Source organism: Thiocapsa marina 5811 (genome assembly GCF_000223985.1).
GTDB lineage: Bacteria > Pseudomonadota > Gammaproteobacteria > Chromatiales > Chromatiaceae > Thiocapsa > Thiocapsa marina.
Genome location: NZ_AFWV01000008.1, coordinates 22732 through 34206, shown reverse-complemented (window position 1 = coordinate 34206; position 11475 = coordinate 22732). Strand labels below are relative to the sequence as shown.

10 protein-coding genes are annotated in these 11475 nt (G+C 65.2%); 3 read left to right on the top strand and 7 right to left on the bottom strand.

Features of this window, described 5'->3' with window-relative positions; translation table 11 throughout:
• Positions 1–330: 330 nt before the first annotated feature.
• The gene (locus THIMADRAFT_RS12465) at positions 331–1764 is read right to left on the bottom strand and encodes an FAD-dependent oxidoreductase (RefSeq protein WP_007193402.1); all 1434 of its coding nucleotides are present in this window, start codon (positions 1762–1764) and stop codon (positions 331–333) included.
• 352 nt (positions 1765–2116) lie between these two features.
• Between THIMADRAFT_RS12465 and THIMADRAFT_RS12460 the strand changes: the two genes are divergently transcribed.
• Positions 2117–3037: a DNA ligase gene (locus THIMADRAFT_RS12460; protein WP_007193401.1), complete on the top strand. Its 921-nt coding sequence runs from the start codon at positions 2117–2119 to the stop codon at positions 3035–3037.
• Between the two features lie 186 nt (positions 3038–3223).
• On the opposite strand, the gene THIMADRAFT_RS12455 is transcribed toward THIMADRAFT_RS12460, so the two are convergent.
• The 5 genes from THIMADRAFT_RS12455 to THIMADRAFT_RS12435 form a co-directional block, all read right to left on the bottom strand.
• On the bottom strand, positions 3224–3526 hold the full coding sequence (locus tag THIMADRAFT_RS12455; protein WP_007193400.1) for a DUF3240 family protein: 303 nt from the start codon (positions 3524–3526) through the stop codon (positions 3224–3226).
• 51 nt (positions 3527–3577) lie between these two features.
• Complete coding sequence (locus THIMADRAFT_RS12450) at positions 3578–3976, bottom strand: hypothetical protein (RefSeq protein WP_007193399.1); 399 nt, start codon at positions 3974–3976, stop codon at positions 3578–3580.
• A 58-nt stretch (positions 3977–4034) separates the two neighbouring features.
• Entirely contained in the window at positions 4035–7133 is a 3099-nt protein-coding gene (locus THIMADRAFT_RS12445; protein WP_007193398.1) for an efflux RND transporter permease subunit, read from the bottom strand.
• On the bottom strand, positions 7133–8203 hold the full coding sequence (locus THIMADRAFT_RS12440; RefSeq protein WP_233490248.1) for an efflux RND transporter periplasmic adaptor subunit: 1071 nt from the start codon (positions 8201–8203) through the stop codon (positions 7133–7135). The genes THIMADRAFT_RS12445 and THIMADRAFT_RS12440 overlap by 1 nt, the downstream gene beginning before the upstream one ends.
• Positions 8204–8406: 203 nt before the next feature.
• Positions 8407–9639, bottom strand: a complete 1233-nt coding sequence (locus THIMADRAFT_RS12435) for a TolC family protein (RefSeq protein WP_007193396.1) — start codon at positions 9637–9639, stop codon at positions 8407–8409.
• A gap of 118 nt (positions 9640–9757) precedes the next feature.
• On the opposite strand from THIMADRAFT_RS12435, the gene THIMADRAFT_RS12430 reads away from it, so the two are divergent.
• Both THIMADRAFT_RS12430 and THIMADRAFT_RS12425 read left to right on the top strand, forming a co-directional pair.
• Positions 9758–10033 carry a type II toxin-antitoxin system HicA family toxin gene (locus tag THIMADRAFT_RS12430; protein WP_040731294.1) on the top strand — a complete coding sequence of 92 codons (276 nt, stop codon included), beginning with the start codon at positions 9758–9760 and terminating at the stop codon, positions 10031–10033.
• Positions 10026–10349, top strand: a complete 324-nt coding sequence (locus THIMADRAFT_RS12425) for a type II toxin-antitoxin system HicB family antitoxin (RefSeq protein ID WP_007193395.1) — start codon at positions 10026–10028, stop codon at positions 10347–10349. Before THIMADRAFT_RS12430 ends, THIMADRAFT_RS12425 begins: the two co-directional genes overlap by 8 nt.
• Positions 10350–10597: 248 nt before the next feature.
• Here THIMADRAFT_RS12425 and THIMADRAFT_RS12415 read toward each other — a convergent pair whose 3' ends face one another.
• Entirely contained in the window at positions 10598–11251 is a 654-nt protein-coding gene (locus tag THIMADRAFT_RS12415) for a peroxiredoxin (protein ID WP_007193394.1), read from the bottom strand.
• Positions 11252–11475 lie beyond the last annotated feature (224 nt).

Sequence of the window (11475 nt, the reverse complement as noted above, 5' to 3'; positions counted from 1 at the left end):
CCCATGACCTTGGCGGTGAAGCGGTTTAGGACATTCTGTCGAAAGGGTTGCCTTGGTTCGGCTCTAAGTCGCCGCCTGGATGCTGGGCCTTGATGATAGACCGCCCGTAGGGTGGACGAGCGAGAGCGAAGTCCACCGAACCCGGCGCCGGCGCTGGTGGACTGCGCTACGCTTGTCCACCCTACGGCGCTTACCGACCGGAAAGTCCCGCGATTTCGATCCCTTCGTCGCTTCTAACCTCTGAATCGCGTCCCGCTGAAAGGCTTCAGGTCACGCCGAGGGTGAAACCACCCTCAAACCAAGCAGACGGCCCCGAGGACGCGATTCACTTCAGACCGCCTCGGCTAGCGTCACGGCTTCGGAATCCGTCTCCGCCGCCTCGATCGCGTCACCCTGCTCGCGCGTGTCCTCGTATCCCATCAGCAGCTCCCGCGACAAGGCCTGCTCGTCGATTCGCGCGCCCAAATAGGCGGCAATCGAGCGCATGTCGGTCTCGCCGCTGCCCAGACAACTGGTGCCGCCGGGCGAGGGAGTCATGTTGAAGATGAGACCTGCGTCGTTGGTGATCTTGGCCTCGCCCATGCGCAGCTTGCCGGATGCCTTGTCGATCAACTGGGGCCGCAGCCCGCCGAAGCGTTCGGCATAGCTGATGTCGGCCGCCTGGATCGAGGGCACGATCTTGCGGATCTCGCGTACGAAGAAGTGGCGATTCAGGCCCGGAACCTCGTAGAGGAGGTTGCGCAGGATGTAGTGGCGGATATCGCGCTCTTTGAGCATGGCCCAAAAGGCCGCGGCAACCCGTCGATCGAATCTCAAGACCTTGAAGAACTCGGGGATGCTATCGCGGTTGTAGCGCTCGAGCATCGGCAGCATGAAGGCGGTCGGCCCGAAACGGGTCTTACCGCGTTCCTTGATGTCGTGGTCGCCGTGGACCGCGGCGAACGGCAGGCTCGGGTTCTGAACCGTGTAGACCTTGCCGTTCAGCGCCTCCGGGGCGAAATAGAAGGATCCGGCGACGGGCATGCAGGAGTAGTCCAGTCCCAGCCCCATTTCCTGCGCCATCAAGAGCGAGTGCCCGCCCGCACACACCACAAGGGCCCGTGCCTTCAATAGGCCCCGGTTGGTCTCCAAGACGTAATCCTGGCCGTCACGGCGGATCTTGTCGACCTTGGTCGAGAATAACTGGGTGATCTGCTTGGATGTCTGTCGGTCCAGGCGCACGCAATCGGCCGAGAAGGACTGCGCCAGGGCCTGAAAGTCGACGGCACAATAATCATCGGGCGTGCCGGTGGCGACGATCTCTTCCTTTCGCCAGGCGCCGTCCACGAGGGCGACGTTGGGCTCGATTTCCGCGATGTCCTTGCGCTCGAGCAGTTCCATGCGCGGGTAAAGCCCCTTGAAGCGTTCGTAGCGATCACGGATGTAGCGACATTCGCTCTCTCCCACGCCCAGCACCATCTTCGGCATCCGGTGGATGATGCGGTCGCGATCGCGCGGTGCGAGCTTGGTCGTATAGTTGATGATCATGTAGGCCGTGCGCTTTATGGCGCGTGCCTTTTCCAGCGTGTAGTTGGTCTCGATGTCGCCGCAGTGAATGGTCTGACTGTTGTTGTGAGCGTGCGAGTTGACCGTGGCGATGCTGTCGTATTTTTCGACCAGACAGAGGCGGTTCAGGTCGGTGAATTTCGCCAGCTGATAGAGGAGTGCGGTACCGGTGACACCGGCCCCGACGATGAGAACGTCGTAGTGTGTCGAAGCAGTCATGGTTTTTTGGTCCTGACAGGCGGCCGTGCAGCCGAGCGCTCGGGTCAAACATCCCGAGGTCGTCGGGACGATTTTTGTGCAGCGCAACAATATCGTCACGTTAGCCCATGTCGGCACAGGAAAGAATGCCGCGGGACGGATTTAATGTATTGAGTAAAACAATCGGGTTTTGGGAAGGCTCCTGCGGATGACGATTCAGAACGTCGTGGCTTAGAGCCTTGGGGAGCGGTCGGCACGCAAGAAGCCGTGTTGCTTCCATGACGGAGTCGGAGCCATATCGTGTGAATGGATTTGGTGTCGTTCCTTACGTGAGGTAGAGTGTCGTCATCGCAGAATAAACGAAAAGTGTTCGATGTCGCACTTGTCCAGTCTTCGCTTCGCTCTCTTGCTGCTTCTTCTCGCCATGCAGCGCGGTCATGCCGGCGCAACGACCGAGGGGGCGATCCCGGGGGATGTGTCCTCGACCTCGCTCGCCGTTGCGAGCGAGTCGTCGACAACGCCGGTGCCCGGGCTGGCACTGGGAGAGGTCTATCGTCCCGGCGTCGATCTCGACCGTTACTTGGTCAGCGAGAAGCTCGACGGCGTGCGCGGCTACTGGAACGGCCGCCGTTTCATGACGCGCGGCGGCATGCCGATCAGGGCGCCCACCTGGTTTACGGCCGATTTTCCCGCGGTTGCACTCGACGGAGAGCTTTGGATGGGCCGCGGCACCTTTGCCCTCCTGTCGGGCACCGTACGACGATCCGAGCCGGATGACGACGCCTGGCGTCGTGTCCGCTATATGGTGTTCGACCTGCCGGACCACCCGGGCGATTTCGAGACACGCCTGAGCGTATTGAGAGGTCTTCTCGCGACCTCGCCGAGCCCCTTTCTCGATCTGGTCGAGCAAACCCGCGTTGCGGATCATGACGCCTTGATGGCCGCGTTGGACCGAGTGGTCGCCGCGGGCGGGGAGGGTTTGATGCTGCATCGGCGGGATTCGCTCTACCGCGTCGGACGTTCCGCCGATTTCCTCAAGGTCAAACCCTACCTGGAAGCCGACGCCAGGGTGATCGCCCATGTCCCCGGCCGCGGGCGACACGAAGGACGGTTGGGGTCGCTTGTGGTCGAGGAGGCGGACGGAACCCGATTTAGGCTCGGCACCGGCTTCAGCGATGTCGAGCGCGATGACCCGCCGCCCGTGGGCAGCGTCGTCAACTTCAAGTATCACGGGCGCACGGCAAACGGCCTGCCCCGGTTCGCGAGCTTCCTGCGGAGGGTCGAAACCCTCTAAACCGCGCCCAGCGCGGTATGCGATGTTTTTGGATGGGATCTGCGCCGGCAGCCTTGAAGTCCGTTGGTGTCGGCGCGGTTTGAGAGATTAGAAAAGATTGAATTCTAAACCGCGTCTCCGCAAAGGTCGGAAAAATCCCTAAGCCCAAGACAAAATGAAAATGACGCATTTCGCTCTCGACGCGGTTTAAACCAATCGACCCTGCTCGATGGCGGGCACTAGCCAGTAATGGATACCGCTGCCCCCGAAATCCTCACCCAAGCCTGCGAGTACCGCTTCGGCCGTCTCCTCGGGGAGCAGCAGCATGAACATCACTCGGCGACTGCGCCCGGCGACCTGCTCGGCGGTGGTCATGGAGCGTTCGGACGAGCCGTGTCCGGCGACCGCGCTGCTGGTGAAGCCGGGGATGTCCTCGCGCTCCAATAGCCACTCCACGAGAGCATCTTCGGCCTGGAGAGGGACAATCAGATGGAGCAAATGGTGCGTCATGTGTCGGTCTCCGATCGGGGCGTGAAAGCGCATCGACGAGCCTGAAGGTGCTCAACGCCCGTCCGCGGTCTTACCGACCCGGTGCGCCACCTCGATCACCGCTGTCTGTTCCGGCACCTCGGGGAGCAGCGTGCTGAAGCTGGCCTTCTGTGGATTGGTCCGCGTCGGTGAATAATGGACCATGTAGGTATCTTTCCGGGCGAGCACGGAGCCGCTCGCGTCGAGCAGTCGAATCTCGACATGACCGAGTATTCGCCCGGAGTGTGGATGACGTTTCGCGACCCACCCCTGCACCTCGAGTCCTTCGGGCGAGAGTCGGTAGCTGACGTCGGTCGGGATGACCGAGGTCGTCTCGTCGATAAGCAGCTTCAGATCGCCCGCATGGCTCGGGATCACGGTCGCGGCCATCAGCAACACCGCTGCCAGGGCATTCAAGGTTGATTTCGACATGGTTTTTGTCCTCCGTAGGGTCATGAATCCCTGTTCTCGGGCGCAGGCCCTCGAACGATCAGATCCGGTCCGCGCCGAAACGTCGGTAGAGGATCGGCAACAGAATGAGTGTCAGGAGGGTGGCCGAGACCAATCCGCCGATGACCACGATCGCCAGCGGGCGCTGGATCTCGGATCCGGGTCCGGTCGCGAAGAGCAATGGCACCAGCCCGAAGGCCGCGATACTTGCGGTCATGAGCACCGGGCGCAGGCGTCGTCTTGCTCCTTCGACCACCACCTCCTGCATGGGTCGGCCGAGCGCGCGCAGCTGGTTGAAATAGGTGACCATCACCACGCCGTTCAGCACCGCGATGCCGAGCAGGGCGATGAATCCGACCGAGGCCGGCACCGAGAGATACTCACCGGTGAGGGCCAGCGCGAAGACGCCGCCGATCATGGCGAAGGGCACGTTCGACAGGACCAGGGCGGCCTGTTTCACCGAGCCGAAGGTCGAGAAGAGCACGAGAAAGATCAGCACCAGCGCCACCGGGACCACCAGGGCCAAGCGGGCCGCGGCGCGCTGCTGGTTCTCGAACTCGCCGCCCCATTCCAGCCGATAGCCGGGCGGCAGCTCCACCTGCTCGGCGACCGCCGCACGCGCCTCGGCCACGAATCCCACCAGGTCACGCCCGTCGACGTTCGCGATGGCGACCGACATACGGCTGCCGCGCTCGCGCCCGATCGCCACCGGTCCCTCCATGCGCTCGATCCGCACCAGATTGTTCAGCGGCACGGCACGACCGTCAGGCAAAGACACCTGGAGTCCGGCGAAACGCGCGGGCGACTCGCGCAGCGCCTCGGGACCGCGCACCAGCAGCGGGCGGCGCTTGCCTTCGACATCAAGGGTCCCGACGGTCAACCCCTCGACCTGGGCGCGCAACAGATCGGCCAAGGCGTCCGCGTCCACCCCGAGTCGACCGGCCTCCAGGCGGTCCACCACCAGATTCAGGTATTGGGCGCCGTCGTTGCGCGGGGTGTAGACATCCTGCGAGCCGGCGATGCCTTCCAGCACCCCGACGATCTGCTCGGCAAGCCCGTTGAGCGTGTCCGAGTCCGGGCCGAAGATCTTCACCGCGAGATCCCCCCGCACCCCGGTCAGCATCTCGGAGACGCGCATCTCGATCGGCTGGGTAAAGGCGTAGTCCATGCCTGGGAAACGGTCCAGCACAGCGCGGATGGCGTCCATCAGCTCGTCCTTGGTCGTGAAGCGCCAGGTCTCGTGCGGCTTGAGCACCAGGAAGCTGTCGGTCTGATTCAGCCCCATGGGGTCGAGACCAAGCTCGTCCGAGCCGGTGCGGGCGATGATCGATTCGACCTCCGGCACCTCGGCCAGGATCGCCGCCTGGACGCGTTGGTCGATGGCGATGGACTCGGCCAGGTTGATCGAGGGCAGCTTCTCCAGTTGGACGATCAGATCGCCCTCGTCCATGGTCGGCATGAAGGACTTGCCGACCTGGGTGTAGAGTGCGCCCGCGGCGATCAGCAGGGCGAGCGCCCCGCCCAGCAGAACCCACTGATGGCGCAGGCTCCAGTCGAGCACCGGGACATAGATCCGGGTGAGGATGCGCACCAGCCAGGGTTCGGCGTGCTCGGCATCCCCCCCGCGTCCGACGGCTCCCGCGCCCTTACCCAACAGATAGGATGCCAGGACCGGGATGACCGTCAACGAGAGCAGCAGCGAGCTGGCGAGCGCAAAAACGATCGTCAGCGCCACCGGCATGAAGAGCTTGCCCTCCAGACCCTGCAGCGTCAGCAAGGGCAGGAAGACGATGATGATGACCAGGATGCCGGAGGAGACCGGCAACGCCACCTCGCGCGTGGCCCGATAGAGGATGTGCAGCCGCGGCAGGCGTCCGCCCGCGCTGCCCCGATTGAGATGCGTGACCAGGTTCTCGACCACCACCACAGCCGCGTCCACCAACATGCCGATGGCGATGGTCAGCCCGCCCAGCGACATGAGATTGGCCGATAGGCCGAACTGACGCATCAGGATGAAGGTCGCCAAGGCCGACAGGGGCAGAATCAAGGCAACCGTCAGGGCCGCGCGCAGATCGCCCAGAAAGAGCACCAGCAGGATCAGGACCAGAACGGTTGCTTCGATCAACGCCTTGGTGACCGTGTGGATCGCCTTGTCGACCAAGACGCCGCGATCGTAGAAGACGTCGATGCTTACGCCCTCCGGCAGCGCCGGCGCCAACTCGTCGAGCTTGGCATGGATGCCGCGCACGACCTCGCGCGCATTGGCGCCGCGCAGCGCCAGCACCAAGCCCTCGACCGCCTCGCCGGTACCGTTGCGCGTAACCGCGCCGTAGCGGGTCAGGGCGCCGAAACGCACCTCGGCGATATCGGCGACCCGCACCGGCTGGCGGGCATCGCCCCCGACCACGATGGCGCCGAGATCCTCAAGCGTCTTGATCGCCCCTTGGCTGCGCACCAGCAGCACCTCCTCGCCGGCGCTCAGGCGTCCGGCGCCGTCGTTGCGGTTGTTCGCCGTGATCGCGGCGGTCAAATCCGCCAGCCGGATCCCCCGCGCGGCCATGCGGGCATTGTCCGGCACCACCTCGAAGCTCGTGACCAGGCCACCGAGCGCATTGACATCGGCCACGCCGGGCACGGCGCGCAGCGCCGGGCGGATGGTCCAGTCGAGCAGATCGCGACGCGCCTCCAGGGTGAGATCGCCGCCCTCGATGCTGAACATGAACATCTCCCCGAGCGGCGTGGTCATGGGCGCGAGCCCGCCTTCCACGCCGTCGGGCAGATCGCTCCAGATCGCGCCGAGCCGCTCGGCGACCTGCTGGCGCGCCCAAAAGATATCCGTGCCCTCGGCGAAATCCAGGGTGATGTCGGTCAGGGCATACTTGGCGATGGAGCGCAGCATCGTCTGGTTCGGGATGCCGAGCATCTCCAGCTCGATCCGATTGGTGATGCGCGTCTCCACCTCCTCGGGCGTCATCCCCGGCGCCTTCACGATGATCTTCACCTGGGTGGTGGAGACATCCGGGAAGGCATCGATCGGGGTGGCCTTGAACGCCATCCAGCCGCCGCCGATGAGCGCCATCATGGCCAGCAACATCAGAAGCCGCTGGGTCAGCGCGAATTGGATCAGGCGGGCGAGCATTATTCGGCGCCCCCGAGCCAGGCCGCCTTGATGGCGACGACGCCCGTGACCGCGAGGCGGTCGGCCGCTGTGAGCTCACCCGCGACCACGGCACTGCCTTCCTCCTCCGCGAGTACCTGCACCGGGAGCGCTTCGAAGCCGCCGTCCCGATTCACGAACACATAGGCGTGACCCGCATGGCGTACGACGGACTCCAGCGGGACGCGCCAACCCTCGCCTTGCGCCTCCGCACTCAACTGGACCTCGACGAACTGACCCGGACGCAGACGCTCGGTCCCCTCGGTGATCTCGGCGCGCACCAGCACGCCCTGGTCCTGACCATGGACCATCCGCCCGATGGTCACGACGGTCCCGGCGGTGTCTTCGCGGGGCAGGAGGACGCGCCCGCCTTCCTGCACCCCGACGATGCGTTCCACGGGAACATGGATCTCGAGCCACAAGGGATTGAGCTCGGCCACCCGGTAGAGCGGGGCCGCGGTCGCGACCGATTGGCCCGTGCTCACCATCTGCTCCAGCACCACGCCGCCGATCGGTGCGCGTACCGGCAGCCGACTGGTCAGCCGCCGGGTCCGTGCCAGGGTCATGATGTCCTCGCTGCCGAAACCGGCCAGCTCAAGCAACTGAAGACGCTGCTCGACCATCGTCGTCAGCTCGCGCTGCTTGGACTGGCTCTCCAGCAGACGCCGCTCGGCGATCACGCCTTCGCGGAACAGGGTCCGGTCGCGGGCCAGCTCGGTCTCGATCAGCTCGAGCCGCGTCAATGACTCCAGATACTGACTCTGGGCGTCCACCAGCTCGGGACTGCGCAGCTCGGCCAGGACTTGGCCGACCTCGACCCGCTCGCCCTCGGCGACCAGAAGGCTCTCCAACACGCCGCTCTGCGGCGCCGCCACCACGCGCATCTGCCGGTTCGGCACCGCCACCTCGGCCGGGTAACGCCGGGTCAGGGTCTCGGCGGCCGGGAGCGGGGCGGTCAGGGTGATGCCGAACGCACTCTGCTGGTCGGTATCCACGGCGATCAGGCTAGCCGCCGAGACGGTGCCGCCCTGGGCCAGCATGGCGAGGAGCAAGCAGAGGGTCGGCGTTAGGGGGCGCCTCCAGCCTCCTGCCCCCCGCCTCCTGCTGCTTTCCGCAAGCCGGATGCCGCGGCGACCCTGACGGGACTTGACCTCGGACCCGACAAAGCAGGGCAACCCCGTAGCTGGAGGCTGGCGGCAGGGGGCTGGCGGCTGCTTCTGCCCCATTTCTGCATCGACAACACGACGGATAAGGCTCATTCCGGGATCACTCCTAAGGCTTGATTGAGCCGGGCCAGGGCGCGGCCCTGCTCCAGGCGACGCAGCTCCAGATCCATGCTCGCCTCGCGAGCGCGCTCCTCGGCGCGCAGCAGCTCGGCGAGATCGGTCTCGCCGAGATCGAAGGCGCGGCGCATCAGACGCAACGCGTCCTGCGCGAGCGCGTGACGGCGCTCGGCGACGACAAGGGCCTCGGCCGCGCCGAGACGCTCGATGTCGGCGCTGGCCAGGGCCTGCTCGGCTTCCAGACGGATGCGATGCAGCTCGGTGAGGCGCTCGGTGTAGGCGCGTTCGGCCGACGCCAGGGCAGGCGCGGATTGGCTGGCCAGACCGAAGGGCATGCTGACCTCGATCTGCAATGAGTCCAGGGTGTCTTCGCCGCGCAGCTCCTGAGCGCGCTTGCCGCCGAGGCTCAGGGTCGGATGGCCGCGCCGGTCCAACGTGACTTGCTTGCGATCGGCGCGCGCCCGGGCTAGGGCGCCGTCGCTGTCGGCCAACAGCGGATGGTTCGGCGGCAGCACCGGCGCTGTGCCCCGTGCTGCATCGGATGTCGGCGGCGGGGATTCGGTGAGGGGCTCCGGCAAGCGGTCGGCGCCGGTCAGCTGCCGATAGGCGTCGTGTGCACGTCGGGCCTCGACCTGCGCGGACTGCAGATCCACCTCGCGGCCGAGTGTCTCCTGACGGGCCATCAAGAGATCGACCCGCGCAAGCTCCCCGGCCGTCGTGCGCTTGGCGACCGTTGCCTCCAGGGTACGCGAGGCCTCCAAGGCGATCTCGGCCTGGCGCAACCGGCCCTCGGCGAAGGCGGCCTCCCAGGCGGCCTGTCGAACCCGTCCGGCCATCTCCCACCGCAGCAAACGCTCGAGAGCTCCGGCTTGGCTATCGAGCGCACCGGCCACCTCCCGACGGGCGCCGCGCTGACCCGGCAGCCAGAGCGGCAGATCGACCATCGCCTCCCATTCGTTCGCCCCGCCGCCCTCGGTCAGCTCGTCGGACAGATATTTCACCCGCAGCGCGGGATCTTGCGCGACGAGACTTCCCGCCTGCGTGCGGATCGCATCCGCCTCCCGCCGAGCGGCGGTCACCCGCGGCGTCTGCTCTGCGAGCGCCAGCGCGGCGCCGACCGCCTCGGCGAGGGTCGTCGCCGCAGCACTGCCGGCACCGGTCAGCAGCAGACCGATCAACGGAATGATGAGAAGTGGACGGGACATGGCTCCGATCGCGACCTGCGTGAGGTGGACACGAGGGAGAGACTAGGGGGTCAAACTGAATCGATGCTGAATCCAAATGTGGTTTAGACGTGATATGGCGATCTGATATCGTTGGCAGATGAACCGACGCCAGCGACTGATCTTGTCCCGGATCTTCACGGACCCTGTTCCCGCGGACATCCGATGGAGCGAGATCGAGGCACTCTTGCTGGCGCTTGGCGCTGAGGTCAGTGAAGGCGCCGGAAGCCGAGTGAGGGTTGCTCTCAAGGGTGTCCGCGCGGTGTTTCACCGCCCGCACCCGAGTCCACAGACGAAGCGCGGGGCCGTGCGGTCCGTACGGGAATTCCTCGAAGCGGCGGGAATAACACCCGCCGGGGAGCAAGGCGATGCTTGAATATAAGGGTTATGTGGGAACCGTCGAGCCGGACGAGGGCGCGTTCATCGGGCGAGTGGTCGGGCTTAGGGACGTTATCACGTTCGAGGGTGAGACCTATCGCGAGGTCGAGCAGGCCTTTCGCGACAGCATTGACGATTACCTCGCCTTCTGCGCGGAACGTGGTGAGCAGCCCGACCGCACCTTCAAAGGCAGGATACCGCTCCGGCTAACGCCCGAGGTCCATCGTCGCGCCGCCGCGCGAGCCGAAGCCGAAGGGTTGAGCCTGAATCAGTGGATCGCCAAGCGCATCGAGGCCGCGGTCGCAAGGCCCTGATGATTCCGCAGCGTCGCGGTGATGGCGTTGTAGCGGAACCGCCCCGCTCTCGGCCACGCGAATCGACCTGTCCGGAATCCGGACCGGCGTCGGCTTGCGATGTTGAGCTGCAGTCGATCGCTCTCGGCGGCGAGCACCATGACCTTCGCGTGGCGATCGATCGTGCATTCACCGAACACAGACCGGAACGCAAAAAAGCCCCGACCTTTCGGCCGGGGCTTCGCGCATCAATCAATCCGGATGCTGACTCAGAGCGACTTCTTGCAGAAGTACCAATCCACGCAGTCGTACTCGCCGCTTGCCACCCGTGCGTTCGCCTCCTCCACGCTGCCCGGCGGCGGGACGATGACCTGCTCGCCCGGCTGCCAGTTCTCGGGCGTGGCGACCTTGTAGGCGTCGGAGGTCTGCATGGCCTTCACCAGACGCAGGATCTCGTCGATGGAGCGGCCGTTGCTCATCGGATAGTAGAGCATCGCGCGCAGCACGCCTTGCGGGTCGATCACGAAGGTGGCGCGCACCGCAGAGGTGTCGCTCGCGCCGGGCTGGATCATGCCGTAGGCCTTGGCGACCTGCATGGAGAGATCGGCGATGATCGGAAACCCGATCTCCACGTCGAACTTCTCCTTGATGTTGCGCACCCAGGCGACGTGGCTGTAGTGGCTGTCGATGGAGAGGCCGAGCAGATCGCAGTCGATCGCCTGGAAATCGGCATGGCGGCGGGCGAAGCCCATGAACTCGGTGGTACAGACCGGCGTGAAGTCGGCCGGGTGCGAGAAGAGCACCAGCCACTTGCCGCGATAGTCTTCCAGGGTCTTGCGCCCGTGGGTGGTGGGGGCATCGAAGGCCGGCGCCGGCTCGTTCAGACGCGGCATGGCGGGGGCTGAAGTGGTCTCGTTGGTCATGGCTCGATCTCCCGGTGTTCAGTGGTTGTTGCGTCGTCCCTCGCGTGAGGTTGACGCTAGATTAGCGATCGGTGATGAACCTAAGAAGTCGTTTGTTGCGATGGCGGCCATCGTCAACGACGATTGAGTTATATCAAGCGATTTCTAATAACGATCACGCGAGGTGCGAAGGGGCGATCCTTGGCTCGTAGCCTGCACAGCCTCGCGATGGATCCGGATCGTGT